This is a genomic window from Pseudomonas sp. FP603 (assembly GCF_030687415.1).
Classification (GTDB): Bacteria; Pseudomonadota; Gammaproteobacteria; order Pseudomonadales; family Pseudomonadaceae; genus Aquipseudomonas; species Aquipseudomonas wuhanensis.
Map to the genome: position 1 here is coordinate 2749940 of NZ_CP117431.1, position 15439 is coordinate 2765378.

At 60.0% G+C, this 15439-nt stretch carries 12 protein-coding genes; 10 read left to right on the top strand and 2 right to left on the bottom strand.

The window, feature by feature from the left end; translation table 11 throughout:
- The first annotated feature begins 18 nt into the window (after positions 1–18).
- From PSH65_RS12850 to PSH65_RS12895, 10 genes are all read left to right on the top strand, one after another.
- On the top strand, positions 19–462 hold the full coding sequence (locus tag PSH65_RS12850) for a CopD family copper resistance protein (protein WP_305426519.1): 444 nt from the start codon (positions 19–21) through the stop codon (positions 460–462).
- 117 nt (positions 463–579) lie between these two features.
- Entirely contained in the window at positions 580–1926 is a 1347-nt protein-coding gene (locus PSH65_RS12855) for a coproporphyrinogen III oxidase (RefSeq protein ID WP_305426520.1), read from the top strand.
- Between the two features lie 22 nt (positions 1927–1948).
- Complete coding sequence (hemN, locus tag PSH65_RS12860; protein ID WP_305426521.1) at positions 1949–3337, top strand: oxygen-independent coproporphyrinogen III oxidase; 1389 nt, start codon at positions 1949–1951, stop codon at positions 3335–3337.
- A 77-nt stretch (positions 3338–3414) separates the two neighbouring features.
- A complete protein-coding gene (nosR, locus tag PSH65_RS12865) occupies positions 3415–5628 on the top strand; it encodes a transcriptional regulator NosR (RefSeq protein WP_305426522.1) in 2214 nt (737 codons plus the stop codon).
- A 55-nt stretch (positions 5629–5683) separates the two neighbouring features.
- Complete coding sequence (gene nosZ / locus PSH65_RS12870) at positions 5684–7603, top strand: TAT-dependent nitrous-oxide reductase (RefSeq protein WP_305426523.1); 1920 nt, start codon at positions 5684–5686, stop codon at positions 7601–7603.
- A 27-nt stretch (positions 7604–7630) separates the two neighbouring features.
- The gene (locus PSH65_RS12875) at positions 7631–8920 is read left to right on the top strand and encodes a nitrous oxide reductase family maturation protein NosD (protein ID WP_305426524.1); all 1290 of its coding nucleotides are present in this window, start codon (positions 7631–7633) and stop codon (positions 8918–8920) included.
- Positions 8917–9840 carry an ABC transporter ATP-binding protein gene (locus PSH65_RS12880; protein WP_305426525.1) on the top strand — a complete coding sequence of 308 codons (924 nt, stop codon included), beginning with the start codon at positions 8917–8919 and terminating at the stop codon, positions 9838–9840. The genes PSH65_RS12875 and PSH65_RS12880 overlap by 4 nt, the downstream gene beginning before the upstream one ends.
- Positions 9837–10667: an ABC transporter permease gene (locus PSH65_RS12885; protein ID WP_305426526.1), complete on the top strand. Its 831-nt coding sequence runs from the start codon at positions 9837–9839 to the stop codon at positions 10665–10667. Before PSH65_RS12880 ends, PSH65_RS12885 begins: the two co-directional genes overlap by 4 nt.
- Before the next feature lie 31 nt (positions 10668–10698).
- Positions 10699–11226, top strand: coding sequence for a nitrous oxide reductase accessory protein NosL (locus tag PSH65_RS12890; RefSeq protein WP_305426527.1), 528 nt, complete (start codon positions 10699–10701; stop codon positions 11224–11226).
- Positions 11227–11341: 115 nt separating this feature from the next.
- Positions 11342–12085 carry an SDR family NAD(P)-dependent oxidoreductase gene (locus PSH65_RS12895; protein WP_305426528.1) on the top strand — a complete coding sequence of 248 codons (744 nt, stop codon included), beginning with the start codon at positions 11342–11344 and terminating at the stop codon, positions 12083–12085.
- A gap of 961 nt (positions 12086–13046) precedes the next feature.
- On the opposite strand, the gene PSH65_RS12900 is transcribed toward PSH65_RS12895, so the two are convergent.
- Both PSH65_RS12900 and cobA read right to left on the bottom strand, forming a co-directional pair.
- Positions 13047–14540: a nitrite reductase gene (locus PSH65_RS12900; protein WP_305426529.1), complete on the bottom strand. Its 1494-nt coding sequence runs from the start codon at positions 14538–14540 to the stop codon at positions 13047–13049.
- Positions 14537–15376 carry a uroporphyrinogen-III C-methyltransferase gene (gene cobA / locus PSH65_RS12905; protein ID WP_305426531.1) on the bottom strand — a complete coding sequence of 280 codons (840 nt, stop codon included), beginning with the start codon at positions 15374–15376 and terminating at the stop codon, positions 14537–14539. The genes PSH65_RS12900 and cobA overlap by 4 nt, the downstream gene beginning before the upstream one ends.
- Positions 15377–15439 lie beyond the last annotated feature (63 nt).

A 15439-nucleotide genomic window follows, 5' to 3' on the forward strand; every position in this document is an offset into this window, starting at 1 on the left:
AAGCGAGGGCGAAAAATCATGCTCTATCCGCTGTTTCTAACCTTCCATCTGTTTGCCGCCCTGATCTTTATCGGCACGGTGTTCTTCGAAGTCCTTTTTTTGGAAAGCATCCGCAAACAGTTGCCCGCCAAAGTAATGCTGCTGGTCGAGCAGGGTATTGGCCGCCGAGCCCGCACCCTGATGCCGTGGGTGCTGCTGGTATTGTTCGGCGCGGGGCTGGGCATGGTCTGGTTGCGCTATTTGCCCGTCCTTGCAACGCCACTGGCCTCATCGTTCAGCACCTTGTTGCTGTTGAAAATCGTGGTCGCCGTGAGCGTGTTGCTGCATTTCCTGGGTGCCATGTTTTTGTTCAAAAGCGGCCGAATGAGCGCTCGATACCTGCATTTCATCCATGGCAGTCTGTTCTGCCATATGGTCGTCATCGTACTGCTGGCCAAGGGGATGTTTTACCTGACGTGGTGACCATTGCTGACCGAAGGTCTGTCCTGCAAGCACTTGGCTTGCGCTTGATACAAGTCAAGGAGCATTGATCGCCAATCCCGGACACTGCTGATCCGCAGCCAGTCTCGGAGACCTGTCATGCTCGATTTTTCTCACGCCCCCGGCGATCTGATCGCTCGGTGCGATCAGGGCGTACTCGACCCCAACTGCCATGCCGACACGCAAAAGTTTCATGACGGCATCGGCTCTCTGGATTTGCTTCGTGCCTTGCGCGTCAGCCGCCAGAAACGACGCCCGATCGCCCTGAACGTACAGCTGCCTTCCAGCCTCAAGCCAGCCTTTTGTTCCCCGCGCGATGCCTCCTGCGAGCGCGGCGAAATCGAACACTACCTTCTGCGCCTGGAGCAGGAGATCGACCTCGTCGGTTGTCATCTGGGAGCGGAGCAACGGGTCGAACAATTTCATCTCGGCGGCGGAACACCCACCATCGCTCATCTCGAGCGGCTGATGAATCATCTGCGTGGTCGATTCAATTTTCTCGAGCATGAGTGCGGCGACTACAGCGTCGACGTGGATCTACACCATACCGATTGGTCGACCATGGGCGCGCTGCGCGCTCAGGGATTCAATCATGTCAGCATTGGTGTTCCGGATATCGACACAGACTGTGACATGTCGGTGGCCTGCTACCAGAACCCGGCCCCCATTCATTCACTGATCGATGCCGCCCGTACCTTTGGTTATCGATCGATCAATGTCGATCTGGGTTTTGGCCATGCCTGGCAAACGCCAGAAAGCTTCGCGCTGAAACTGGCGGCGATCATTGAGCTGGAGCCGGACAGGCTGATGGTGTTCGACTATGCCCGACCACCACGCCGCTATCGGCCAAGGCTCGGCGACAAGGTCAGGGAACTGTGCAGCCAGGACGATAAAGGCGCGATGCGCCAGATCGCCTTCGAACAGTTGATCGCCGTGGGCTATCACTACATCGGTATGGGGCAGTTTGTGCGGCCCGATGATGATCTGGCGTTCGCTCAGGAGCGCGGCCGATTACGTCGCACCTGTGACGGTTTTACCCGTCACGGTTATTGCGACCATATCGGCTTCGGTTTGGGGGCTATCAGTCAAATCGACGATTTGTATACGCAAAACACCGATGCACCCGAGCGTTATCAGCAGCAGCTGGATCGGGGCCAATTGCCGACGTCTCGTGGCTGGCGTTTCGAGGCGGGGGATCAGATAAGGCACATGGTCATGGAGCGACTGGCGTGTGATCAAGAGCTGGATATCCTCGCCATCGAGCGGCGCTATGGACTGATTTTCTCCAGGTACTTTGCATCTGTCTGGCCATTGCTGGAGCAATTGAGTCGTGACGGGTTGATTGAATTGTCGGACCGTTTCATCAGCATTCTTCCCGCCGGCCGGCCGGAAGTGGATGCCATCTGCAGCCTGTTTGAAAAGGATTCGGGCAGTGCAACGCATTAACCCTCCTGCGAGTTGATTGATCATGAAACCTGCATTCGATTTCGATCGAGCCCTGGTCGAAAAGTATGACCGTCCGGGGCCGCGCTATACCTCTTACCCCACGGCGCCGCAGTTTCATCAGGCGTTTGCCATCGACGATTATCAGCGTGCCGCCTCCGACAGCAATCTGGCGGCAGTGCCCAAGCCATTGTCGGTGTATATCCATATTCCGTTCTGCAAGAGCCTTTGCTACTACTGCGCCTGCAACAAAATCATTACCCAGAAAACCCATCGGGCGGTCGAATACCTGACGTACCTCAAGCGTGAAATCGTGATGCAGGCCGCGTTGTTCGACAGCACGCGCAAACTCACGCAACTGCACCTGGGCGGGGGCACGCCGACGTATTTGACCAGTGAGCAGCTGGCGGACCTGATGGACTGCTTGCACCAGGCGTTCGACATGGACGACAGCGATGACCATGAGTTTTCCATCGAAGTCGATCCGCGCACCATCAGCACCGAGCAGATCCAGTCGCTGCGCCAACTGGGCTTCAATCGTCTGAGCTTCGGCGTGCAGGACTTCGACCCCGACGTGCAGGTGGCGGTCAATCGCCAGCAAAGTGAAGAGCAGATCTATGCGCTGGTCGCGGCGGCGCGGGAGGTGCAATTCAAGTCGATCAGCGTCGATCTGATTTACGGCCTGCCACTGCAAACCGTGAACAGTTTCGACGTTACCCTTGGCAAGATCATTGCCCTGCGTCCGGACCGGATTGCCGCTTACAGCTACGCCCATTTACCCGAGCTGGTGCGCGCACAACGGTTGATTCGCCCGGCGGACATGCCGCCACCGGAACGCAAGCTGGAGTTGCTGGAGCTGACCATTCGCCGGCTGACCGAGGCCGGTTATGTTTATATCGGCATGGATCACTTCGCCTTGCCGGACGACGAACTGGCGCTGGCCCGCACCCATGGCACCTTGCAACGCAATTTTCAGGGCTACTCGACCCATGCCGACTGCGATTTGATCGGCCTTGGAGTGTCCTCGATCGGCAAGGTCGGCGACAGCTACAGCCAAAGCGTCAAGGAGCTTTCGCAGTACTACGCCCGTATCGATCAAGGTTTGTTGCCGGTGCATCGGGGTTATCGCTTGAGCGCCGATGACTTGCTGCGCCGTGAGGTGATCAGCGACCTGATGTGCCACGGCAGGATCGATTTCGCCAAGTTCGAAGCGGGTCATGGCATTTGCTTCACCGAGTATTTTGCCGAGGCGCTGGCGCAACTGGACGAGCAGGTGCGTGACGGACTCCTGCAGATTCACAGCGACCAATTGGTGCTGTTGCCGCAAGGGCATTTGATGATGCGCAGTGCCGCGATGGCGTTTGACGCTTACCTGGGCGAACAGCAAAAAGGTCAGTTTTCCCGCACCGTTTGAGGCTTCGGGAGGCTCTGGCGCACGGAATGTTATCGAGTTGATTTCAATCAAGGGCAGGGCGCACAACGCTCCCTAACATGGCCGAAAGCCCCTTCGAAATCAGCGAGTTCATGACAATCCATCCGCCTTCGACACATGGCAATCCGCGCATCTGGAGCGTCGGGCTGGTGCTGATGGTCTTGCTGGTGATCGCAGCGTTCGCGGCGGTGCAGGCCAAGTCTTACGGCGACATCGAGCAGCAGCGCATCGAGAAGGTCTTCCCGCAAACCGATTCGGTGTCCGCAGCCGAAGGCACGTTCAAGGTGCGCACGCTGTCCGCGGCCGGCAAGGTCATCGGGTATGTGTTCCAGAGCCTGGATGTGGTGGATATTCCGGCCTACTCGGGCAAACCCATCAACACCCAGGTGATCCTCGACACCGCCGGCATGATTCAGGACGCCTATGTGCTGGAGCACCACGAACCGATTCTGCTGATTGGCATCCCCGAAGAAAAACTCCACGGTTTCAGCGCCCGATACAAAGGGATCAAGGTCAGCCAGCGGGTAGTCGTCGGCCATTCCAGTGACCCGAGCGCGGTCACCGTGGATGCCATCGCTGGCGCAACGGTCACCGCCATGGTGGTCAATGAGGTCATCATGCGTGCCGCCCATGAGGTGGCCGTATCGCTGAAACTGATCGAGGACAGGAGCGGGGTGGTGAACAAGCCCGCCATCGTGCGCCAGGACTTTTTCGAGCCTGCCACCTGGGAGCAACTGACCGGTAACGGCGCCATTCGCCGGTTGAACCTGACCCGTGGGCAGGTCGATGCAGCCTTCAAGGGCACCGAAGCCGAAGGCGTCGACAACGCCGGCCCGGATCAAGTCGATGACACTTTTATCGAGCTGTACACCGCCGACCTGAACCCGCCGACCATTGGTCGTGCGCTGCTGGGCGACAATCAATATCGCTTGCTCATGCAGGAACTCAAACCCGGCGAGCAGGCCATCTTGGTGCTGGGGCATGGGCTGTTTTCCTATAAAGGCTCGGGTTATGTGCGCGGCGGGATTTTCGATCGGGTGCAATTGCGCCAGTTCGGCAACGTCATCAGCTTTCGCGACATGGACCATCAGCGGCTCTCCGACGTGTTTGCCAAGGGCATGCCTGAGTTCAATGAAATGTCGATTTTCATTGTACGCAAACCGGCTGGGTTCGATCCGGGATCGCCTTGGTCCCTGGAGCTCCTGGTGCGACGTCAGACGGGACCGGTCAGCGGCACCTTCAGCAGCTTCGAACTGCCTTATCAACTGCCCGAGCCCTACCTTGAACGACCTGCACCCAGTGCCGAAGAACAGGCGGCCATCGAGGAAGCCAGCCGGCCGATGTGGTTGACCATCTGGTACCAGAAACACTTCCAGATCGCCGTCCTCGCGAGTGCGTTGTTGCTGCTGACGGCCATCCTGTTCCTGCAAGACAAACTCACCCGTCGGCCACGCTTTCTGCACTGGCTGCGCCGTGGTTACTTGCTCTTTACCGTGGTCTTTTTGGGCTGGTATGCCCTGGGGCAGTTGTCGGTGGTCAATGTCCTGACCTTTGTGCATGCGCTGTTCGAGCACTTTCGCTGGGAGCTGTTTCTCACCGATCCGCTGATCTTCATGCTCTGGGTCTTCACCGCCGCGAGCATTCTGCTGTGGGGCCGTGGTGTGTTCTGCGGCTGGCTGTGCCCGTTTGGCGCCTTGCAAGAGTTGATCAACGAAGCCGCGCGCAAATTGAAAATTCCCCAGTACGAATTGCCCTTTGCGGTGCATGAGCGGCTGTGGGCGATCAAATACATCATCTTGCTGCTGCTTTTTGGCATCTCCCTGGAATCGATGTCCACCGCCGAGCTGTTCGCCGAGGTGGAACCCTTCAAGACCGCCATCACCCTCAAGTTCGACCGCCAGTGGTGGTTCGTGCTCTATGCGGTAGCGCTGCTGGTCATCAATCTTTTCACGCGAAAAGTCTATTGCCGCTACATCTGCCCGTTGGGTGCAGCGCTGGCGATCCCAACCAAATTGCGCCTGTTCGACTGGCTCAAGCGCCGCAAGGAATGCGGCAGCCCCTGCCAGTTGTGCGCCAAGGAATGCGAGATCCAGGCGATTCATCCCGATGGCCGGATCAATGCCAACGAGTGCCACTACTGCCTCGATTGCCAAATGACCTACCACAACGAAGACAAATGCCCGCCGCTGATCAACAAGCGCAAGAAGCGCGGCAAACCGGCACCCGTGGCGGTGCAACTGATACCTGTCGTGGAAGTGCCAGCGGCTGAATGAAGCTCGCAAGCGCACGTCTGCAGTGACCGTTTTATCCCTTCAAGGAGCACGCAACATGACTGACACAGAATCCAAAAAATCCATGCAGGAAGAGGAACAGGCGGGACTCAGCCGTCGCGGTTTTCTGGGCAGCAGTGCTGTCACCGGTGCGGTGCTGGCGGGGGCCACGACCCTCGGCGGCGCAGTGTTCAGCCGTGAATCCTGGGCGGCCGCGGTCAAGGATGCGCAGGCGAAAACCCATGTCGGCCCCGGTGAGCTGGACGAATACTACGGCTTCTGGAGCGGTGGTCATCAGGGCGAAGTGCGGGTACTGGGCGTGCCGTCGATGCGTGAGTTGACGCGTATTCCGGTGTTCAACGTCGATTCGGCCACCGGCTGGGGCCTGACCAACGAAAGCAAACGGATCCTGGGCGACAGTGCAAAGTTTCAGAACGGCGATTGCCATCACCCGCATATCTCCATGACCGATGGCAAGTACGACGGCAAGTACCTGTTCATCAACGACAAGGCCAACTCCCGTGTCGCGCGCATCCGCCTGGACATCATGAAGTGCGACAAGATGCTTACAGTGCCGAACGTGCAAGCCATTCACGGCCTGCGTCTGCAAAAAGTGCCCTACACCAAGTATGTGTTCGCCAATGCCGAGTTCGTCATCCCACACCCCAATGACGGCCGCACGTTCGATCTGCAAGACAAGAACAGCTTCACCCTGTTCAACGCCATCGATGCCGAGAAAATGGAGATGGCATTCCAGGTGATCGTCGACGGCAACCTGGACAACGCCGATATGGATTACACCGGTAAGTACGCCGCGTCTACCTGCTACAACTCGGAGAAGGCTTACGATCTTGGCGGCATGATGCGCAACGAGCGCGACTGGGTCGTGGTGTTCAACATCCCGCGCATCGAGGCTGCGATCAAGGCCGGCAGGTTCATCACTCTGGAAGACTCGAAAGTGCCAGTGGTCGACGGTCGTAAAACCGATGGCAAGGACTCCGAGTTCACGCGCTATATCCCGGTGCCGAAGAACCCCCACGGCCTCAACACTTCATCTGATGGCAAGTATTTCATTGCCAACGGCAAGCTGTCGCCAACGGTATCGATGATTGCCATCGACCGGCTGGACGACTTGTTCGCCGATAAATTCAAAGACCCGCGTGAGGTTATCGTCGCCGAGCCGGAGCTGGGCCTGGGCCCTTTGCACACCACTTTCGACGGACGCGGCAACGCCTACACCACGCTGTTTATCGACAGTCAGGTGGTGAAGTGGAACATGGAGGAAGCGATACGCGCCTACAAGGGCGAGAAGGTCAATTACATCAAGCAAAAGCTCGACGTGCAGTATCAGCCTGGCCATAACCACGCCTCGCTGACCGAAACCAGTGAAGCGGATGGCAAGTGGCTGGTGGTGTTGTGCAAATTCTCCAAGGACCGCTTCCTGCCGACCGGGCCGCTGCACCCGGAAAATGACCAGTTGATCGATATTTCCGGCGAAGAGATGAAGCTGGTACACGACGGCCCTGCGTTTGCCGAACCTCACGATTGCATCATGGCGCGCCGGGACCAGATCAAGACCCAAAAGATCTGGAGCCGCAACGACCCTTTCTTTGCCGCCACCGTGGAGCTGGCCAAGAAAGACGGGATCAACCTGGAGACCGACAACAAGGTCATCCGCGACGGTAATCAGGTGCGGGTCTACATGACCTCCATGGCGCCGGCCTATGGTCTGACCGAGTTCACCGTCAAGCAGGGCAACGAGGTCACCGTGATCATCACCAACATCGACCAGATCGAGGATGTGACCCACGGTTTCGTCATGACCAACCATGGCGCCAGCATGGAGATCAGCCCGCAGCAAACGTCGTCCATCACCTTTACCGCCGACAAGGCCGGCCTGCATTGGTACTACTGCAGCTGGTTCTGCCATGCGCTGCACATGGAAATGGTCGGGCGCATGAAGGTCGAGCGGGCCTGACGGTTGCCAATCGACGGGAGCGGGCCGATGACCGATATCAAGTGCAATCCGATCAAGGTGGTCGCGGTTGCGCTCCTGCTGATGTCCGGCAGTGCGCTGGCGGTGCAACCCATCACCACGTTGCCGTTGCGGGTTGACGCTGAACAACGCTGGCACTTGCCGGCGGGCGAGTACCGTGGCTCGTTCAGCGTCGATCAACCGATGCAGATTCTCTGCGAGCCCGGCGCGGTGTTTCAGGCGCAAGGGCAGGGCAATGGGGTGATCGTCAGCGCGCCGGATGTCCGGATCGAGGGCTGCACTTTTCTGGATTGGGGGCACGACCTCACGGCCATGAACGCGGCGGTGTTCCTCCAGCCGCAGGCCCGTGGCGCGGTGATCAAAGGCAATCGCCTGCACGGTCAGGGCTTCGGTATCTGGGTCGATGGCACGCAGGATGCGAGCCTTATCGACAACCACATCCAGGGGGATCCGGGGCTGCGTTCCCAGGATCGCGGCAACGGCATTCATTTGTATGCGGTGCATGGCGCCAGGGTCATTGGCAACCAGGTGCGCGACACCCGCGATGGGATCTACATCGACACCTCCAACGGCAACCTGCTACAGGGCAATACCCTGGAAGACCTGCGTTACGGCGTGCATTACATGTTCGCCAACGACAACCGGCTGATCGGCAACACCACCCGCCGCACCCGCACCGGCTACGCCTTGATGCAAAGCCGCAAGCTCACGGTGATCGGCAACCGTTCCGAGCAGGATCAGAACTACGGCATCCTGATGAACTACATCACCTATTCAACCTTGCGCGACAACTTCGTCACGGACGTGCGCGACGGCTCGACCGGCGACAGCATGATCAGCGGCGCCGAGGGCAAGGCGTTGTTCATCTACAACTCGCTGTTCAACCGCATCGAACACAACCACTTCGAGCACAGCGCCGTGGGCATTCACCTCACCGCCGGCTCCGAAGACAACCGCATCGCCGACAACGCCTTTGTCGGCAACCAACGGCAGGTCAAGTATGTCGCCACCCGCCTGCAGGAATGGTCGGCGGATGGCCGGGGCAATTACTGGAGCGATTACCTGGGCTGGGATCGCAACAACGATGGCCTGGGCGATATCGCCTACGAACCCAACGACAACGTCGACCGCTTGCTGTGGCTGTACCCGCAGGTGCGGCTGTTGATGAACAGCCCCGGGATCGAATTGCTGCGCTGGGTGCAACGAGCCTTTCCGGTGATGAAATCGCCGGGCGTACTGGACAGCCATCCGCTGATGAATCCCACCACGCAACCCCTGACCCAGGAGCCCACCGCATGAACGTCATCGACATGGAAGGCGTCAGCCAGCGCTATGGGTACACGACCGTGTTGCATCAATTGAACCTGAGCCTGGGCGAAGGCGAAGTGCTGGGCTTGTTCGGGCACAACGGCGCGGGCAAGACCACCTGCATGAAACTGGTGCTCGGTCTGCTCCAGGCCAGTGAAGGGCTGGTCCGGGTGTTCGGCCGATTGCCCAGTGATCCGCAGGTTCGGCGCCTGCTGGGCTATTTGCCGGAGAACGTGACCTTCTATCCGCAGATGAGCGGCCTGGAGACCTTGCGTCATTTCGCCCGACTCAAAGGCGCAGCGCCCGCGCAGGTGGACGTGCTGCTGGAGGAAGTCGGCCTGGCGGGTGCGGCGCATCGACGGGTCAAGACCTACTCCAAGGGCATGCGCCAGCGCCTGGGACTGGCGCAAGCCTTGCTCGGCGAGCCGCGTTTGTTGCTGCTCGACGAGCCGACCGTCGGCCTCGATCCCATCGCCACTCAAGACCTCTATCGGTTACTCGACCGGCTGCGCAGCCAGGGCACCAGCATCATTCTCTGTTCCCACGTATTGCCGGGCGTCGAGGCGCATATCAACCGTGCAGCGATTCTGACCCAGGGGCGTCTGCTGGCCCTCGGCAGTCTGCGCAGCCTGCGCGAGGAAGCCGGGTTGCCGACGCTGATTCGCGCCAACGGCCTCAAGCACGCCGGGCCCTTGCAGCAATCCTGGAACAACGCCGGGCACGTCACCCAGCGCTGGGGCGTGGAGGGCCTTGAAGTGGCTGCGCTCAATGGCAACAAATTGGACTTGTTGCGCCAATTGCTCAATGAACACGAGCCGGCCGACGTGGAAATCGACCCACCGTCCCTGGAGGACATCTATCGCTATTACATGGGCCGGGCCGGTGCGGCCCCCAGTGGAGAGACCGTATGAACCCGATCTGGAACATGGCCCACAAGGAATTCAATGACGGTTTGCGCAACCGCTGGTTGTTGGCGATCAGCTTGTTGTTCGCAGTGTTGGCGACCGGCATCGCCTGGTTGGGTGCGGCGGCTTCCGGGCAATTGGGCTTCACTTCGGTGCCCGCCACCATCGCCAGCCTGGCCAGCCTGGCGACGTTCCTGATGCCGTTGATTGCCTTACTGCTGGCCTATGACGCCATCGTCGGCGAAGACGAAAGCGGCACGTTGCTGCTGTTGTTGACCTATCCGCTGGGGCGCGGGCACATCCTGCTCGGCAAGTTCGTCGGTCACGGATTGATCCTGGCGCTGGCGACCCTCATCGGTTTCGGCTGCGCGATGCTCGCAATTGCGGTGCTGGTGGAGAACGTCGAACTGAACCTGCTGCTCTGGGCTTTTGGACGATTCATGCTGTCGTCGACGTTACTGGGCTGGGGCTTTCTGGGGCTGGCCTATGTGCTGAGCAGTGTGTCTGCCGAGAAATCCACGGCTGCTGGGCTGGCGCTGGGGGTGTGGTTCTTCTTCGTGCTGGTATTCGACCTGGCGCTGCTGGCACTGCTGGTGCTCAGCGAAGGGCAGTTCAACCCGAAGGTTCTGCCTTGGTTACTGCTGCTCAACCCCGCCGATGTCTATCGCCTGATCAATCTCTCCGGTTTCGAGCCCGGCGCCGGTAGCGCTGGTGTGCTGACCCTGGGCAGCGATTTGCCTGTGCCGGGCTCGATGCTCTGGTTGTGCCTGCTGCTGTGGGTGGCGGTGCCTTTGGGCTTGGCCTGGTTGCTGTTCCGTCGACGGGCGACATGAATTCACACCTTGTTTTTTGGAGCATCTGACGATGAGTAATCTGTATTCGACGACGGTACGCGCCGTGGCGGGCCTGGTGGTCTGTCTGTTGCTGGCGGCCTGTGACAAACCCGTGCAAGCCACCTACAGCGATGCCGCCGCTGCTTTTCATCCCAGTGATGAATGCCATGTTTGCGGCATGATCATCGACGGCTTCCCCGGGCCCAAGGGCGAAGTCGTCGAGCGCAGCGGCATCAAGAAATTCTGCTCCACGGCGGAGATGATCGGTTGGTGGCTGCAACCGGAAAATCATCATGGCGAGGCCCGGTTGTATGTCCACGACATGGGCCGCAGCCCGTGGAACGCACCCAATGACGCCCATCTGATCGATGCCAAGGATGCGTTTTACGTGGTCGGCACCCAGCTCAAAGGCGCCATGGGTGTGGTGCTGGCGTCCTTCTCCAGCCAACAGGCTGCGGAGAAACTGGCCACCGACCAGGGCGGTCGTGTGCTGCGCTTCAGCGAGATCGATCAGGCGGTGCTTCAGCAGCAGCCAGCGATGTCGCACTCAACTCATTGATCGGCGAGCGATCGAGAAAAGTGATCGCCGTCAAGTCGGTATTTCTGCGTCTGTTCAAAGATAGGGGCTCACAACGTCCCCAGTGCTTGGCATTAACGATGCCCAGGAGAACATGATGCAAACCGAGTTTCAGGATCGTCTGGCGGTGGTCACCGGTGCCAGCTCCGGGATTGGCCTGGCGTTGTGCGCCGCGCTGTTGCCGCGTGGGGTCAAGGTGCTGGCGATGTCGCGCACCGTTGGTGAATTGCCGGCCTTGCAACAGATCTACGGCGAACGGCTGCAATGGTGCGCCGGGGACGTCACGTGCGAAGAAGACTTGCAAGGGCTGGCCCGGCGGGCGGCGGCGCTGGGGCGGGTGGATTATCTGGTGCCCAACGCGGGCATTGCCGAAATGGCCGACAGCCTGGACATGCCGGCCTTCCAGCGCCAATGGGCGGTCAATGGTGCCGGGGCGTTGAACACCCTGGCGGCGTTGCGCGGTGAGTTGGCGAACCCGGCTTCGGTGGTGTTTGTCGGTAGTTTTCTGACCGGGTCGAGCTTTCCCGGTCTGGCTGCCTGCATTGCCAGCAAGGCCGCGCTGGCGGCTCAGGCACGCACATTGGCGGTGGAGTTCGCGCGTTACGATGTGCGCATCAACCTTGTTTCGCCGGGGCCGACCGCGACTTCGATGTGGGATAACCTGGGGTTGAGCGATGGGGAGCTCGATGACGTCGCTGATACCTTGGGCAAACGTCTGTTGCCGGGGCATTTTCTTGATGCGTCGGCGGTGGCTAATGTGATTATTTTTCAACTGTCCCAAGGCGCCCGGGGTGTCTATGGGCAGGACTGGAAAGTCGATAATGGTTATACCTTGGGGTGATGGGTGAACTCACAATTTTGCGGATGTTCCCGGACCCTTGTGGGAGCTGGCTTGCCTGCGATGGCGGCCTGAGTCCTTGCGGATGAGCCCGGAACCCTGTGGGAGCGGGCTTGCTCGCGAAAGCGGCGTGTTGGGTGACATAGGTTTTGATGGTGTACATATCCGTTGCTGCGGTCACGGCTACTTAGGGTTCCGCTCTTACAGCGGGTTACTTTGAAAAGCGCAAAGTAACCAAACGCTTTCGCCCCTGACGTACGGTGGCTCGCCTAGGCTCGCCATGCCCTCACTCCGGTCCTGCTCCGTGAGCCCGCCGCCATCGGCCATCCATGGCCGGGGGCGGCTAACCCGGCATCCATGCCGGGTTGCCCACTGCGCAGAACCTGCGCTCGGCCTTCCGACGGGGCAGATCAAGATCAAGATCAAAAGCCAAAGCCAAAGCCAAAGCCAAAGCCAAAGCGAGGCGGCCTGATAGCCGGCCTGATGTTGGTTCGGTCAAGTCTGGTCAGCGGCGGTGTACCCGAATGCCATGCCTGACAAATTTTCAATGTGGGAGCGGGCTTGCTCGCGAAGAGGCCGTGTCAGTCGACATAAATGTTGAATGTAAGTCCGCCATCGCGGGCAAGCCCGCTCCCACAGGGAAATGCGTACGCTTGAAGAGACAGGCCGGCCGGTAGGCCGCCTCGCGGTGCTTTTGCGGTAGTCGCCCCCTCGAGAGGCCGAGAGGAGGTTCTGCGCAGTGGGCACCGCGGCAGGGATGCCGCGGTAGCCGCCCCCGGCCATGGATGGCCGATGGCGGCGGGCCCACGGAGCAGGACCGGAGCGAGGGCATGGCGAGCCTAAGCGAGCCACCGAACGAAAGGGGCAAAAGCGCTTTGGTTACTTTCGCGCTTTTCGAAAGTGACCCGCCGTAAGGGCGGAACCATAAGTCGCCGTGACCGCAGAAACGGATATACACCAAGATCTAATGCGAAGTCCCCTCCACAAACTCAATCTTGTTACCGACGTTATATTTACCCGACGGCTTGTTCATCGGCAGGCGCTTGATCTCTTTGAGGGTATTACTGTCGTACACAATCAGCGCGCCATCGGTAGCCCAGATACTCAGCAGCAGGTAGCGACCATCCCGAGTGAACTCAACATGGGCAGCCGTCTTACCAGGCATCGGACGCAAGGTATGGGCGATTTCCAGAGTCTGTTTGTCAATCAGGTGGATCGCATCGTTGTCCGGCCCGAAGAACACATCGGTCCAGGCATACCGCGAGTTGACGTGACTGCGCATGAAAAAGCCCGGCCCCAGGGTCGGAATTTCCTTGATCAGTTTCCAGGTCTTGAAGTCGATGACCGAGATCAATCCCTTGCTGATGTTCGGCGTGGCGAACACCCACTCACCGTTGCGTTTCCAGTAGGTCCCGGACCCCAGGTGCGGCATGCCCGGCAACGGTATGTCGGTGACCACCTGGCCACTGTCGAGGTCGATCACCTGGCCGCCCTTGGCCTTGCGCGACGTGGCCAGCAATTGCCTGTAGTCCGGTGAAAAGGAAAAGTCGTCCAGCACATCCCCAGCCTGGATCCGTCGGGGTTCGAAGTCCGGTGTACCGGCGCAGGGCAGCTCCCAGACTTCTTTTACGTCCTTGAGCGCCACGATGAAACTGTCCCGTGGCGGGGCTGTGTAGACCGCGCTGACCCGTGATGCGGTGCCGTCCTGGCCGATTGCGGGGATGGTTTTGACCAGTGACAGATCGCGGGCATCGAGCACCACCAGATTGCCCGGCAGATAGTTGCCCACCAGCACCCAGCGGCCATCCTTGCTCACCGCCAGGTTGCGGGTATTGAGCCCGGCGCGGACCTCGGCGATCAGCTTCAGGTTGTGCAAGTCGTACAGGCTGACCCAGCCATCCCGTGAGGCGAGGTAGACGAAGCGTCCATCCGGCGAGAACTTCGGTCCGCCATGCACCGCAAAGTGCGAAGCAAACCGCGCCAGCACTGAGAAACGATCGCCGTCGAGGATGTCGATGTGATGGTCGCCGGCTTCCACCACCACAAACAGGTTCAGCGGATCGGCGCCATGTTGGGGCGTGTCGGGCAGTTTGCTGATATCGGCGAGAATGGAATGACTGCCGCGAATGTCATCGTTATTCCAGGTGGGCGGGGTGGCGGGTGGTTGCTGAAGGTAATCCACCAGGGCATCGATCTGTGCCGGACTGAATACGTTGGCATACCCGGTCATCTGACTCGCAGGGCGGCCGTTCTGAATGACGCTGCGGATTTCATCGGGTTTGATCCGGCTCAGACTCTCCGGCAGCAAGGCCGGCCCCGTACCGCCTAAACGGTTGACGCCATGGCAGCGCTGGCAATGTTGTTGGTAGAGGTCGGCGGCTGCGTCGGAGGATGGAACCGTTGCGCTGGCATGGGCCGCGCCGATCCATAACAATGGGGCAAGCAGCATGCGCCTCATATCGCCACCTTACCGTGGCGTTGCAACACGGGAGCGGAGTAAAAGCGTGCCGGGTATTCCTGCTGTTGGGTCGCGAACAGATCGACCACTTTGCCGATCACCGTCAGCGTCGGAATGCCCGGTGGACAATCCTGCGCCAGGGTCGGTAACTGGTGCAGCATGCCTCGGGCGACGTGCTGGTCGGGACGTGTGCCGTTGCTGATCAGCGCCGCCGGTGTATCGGCGGCCATTCCGGCTTCAATCAAGCGCTGGGCGATAATCCCGAGGTTCGATAACCCCATGTAAAACACCAGGGTCTGGCTGTTGTCGGCGAGGCTGCTCCAGGGTAGCGACAACTCACCATCGCGCTGCAAATGTCCGGTAATGAAGCGGCAGGAATTGACCAGGTCCCGGTGGGTCAGCGGAATGCCGGCGTAAGCACTGCAGCCGGAAGCAGCGGTGATGCCCGGGACAACCTGGCAATCAATGTTGCGTTGCAGCAGATACTCCAGCTCCTCGGCGCCACGGCCGAATATGAACGGGTCGCCGCCCTTGAGCCGGACCACGCGCTGCCCCTGGTCGGCGAGATCGGCGAGCAGCTCGTTGATCTGTTCCTGGGGCAGGCTGTGGCAGCCACTGGCCTTGCCGACGTAATGCCGGGCGCAGGTGAGGGGGATCAATGTCAGCAGCTCGGGGCTGATCAGGCGGTCGTAAACCACGGCGTCGGCCTGCATCAACAGGCTCCAGGCACGCAGGGTCAGCAAGCGTGGATCGCCGGGCCCCGCGCCGACCAGGGCCACTTCGCCCGGTCTGAACGGGGACGCAAGTGCGGCCGGTAAAACAATCGATGGGTGCATGGGACGTCCTTGGTTCTTCATCAGGTGGGCCGGCCCCATCCTTTGCCAGATGGCTCGCCAGGC

Coding starts and splice junctions, on each gene's coding strand:
- PSH65_RS12850 (WP_305426519.1), top strand. CDS start 19: ATGCTCTATCCGCTGTTTCTAACCTTCCATCTGTTTGCCGCCCTGATC.
- PSH65_RS12875 (WP_305426524.1), top strand. CDS start 7,631: ATGACCGATATCAAGTGCAATCCGATCAAGGTGGTCGCGGTTGCGCTC.
- PSH65_RS12900 (WP_305426529.1), bottom strand. CDS start 14,540: ATGAGGCGCATGCTGCTTGCCCCATTGTTATGGATCGGCGCGGCCCAT.
- cobA (WP_305426531.1), bottom strand. CDS start 15,376: ATGCACCCATCGATTGTTTTACCGGCCGCACTTGCGTCCCCGTTCAGA.
- PSH65_RS12895 (WP_305426528.1), top strand. CDS start 11,342: ATGCAAACCGAGTTTCAGGATCGTCTGGCGGTGGTCACCGGTGCCAGC.
- hemN (WP_305426521.1), top strand. CDS start 1,949: ATGAAACCTGCATTCGATTTCGATCGAGCCCTGGTCGAAAAGTATGAC.
- nosR (WP_305426522.1), top strand. CDS start 3,415: ATGGCCGAAAGCCCCTTCGAAATCAGCGAGTTCATGACAATCCATCCG.
- PSH65_RS12855 (WP_305426520.1), top strand. CDS start 580: ATGCTCGATTTTTCTCACGCCCCCGGCGATCTGATCGCTCGGTGCGAT.
- PSH65_RS12885 (WP_305426526.1), top strand. CDS start 9,837: ATGAACCCGATCTGGAACATGGCCCACAAGGAATTCAATGACGGTTTG.
- nosZ (WP_305426523.1), top strand. CDS start 5,684: ATGACTGACACAGAATCCAAAAAATCCATGCAGGAAGAGGAACAGGCG.
- PSH65_RS12880 (WP_305426525.1), top strand. CDS start 8,917: ATGAACGTCATCGACATGGAAGGCGTCAGCCAGCGCTATGGGTACACG.
- PSH65_RS12890 (WP_305426527.1), top strand. CDS start 10,699: ATGAGTAATCTGTATTCGACGACGGTACGCGCCGTGGCGGGCCTGGTG.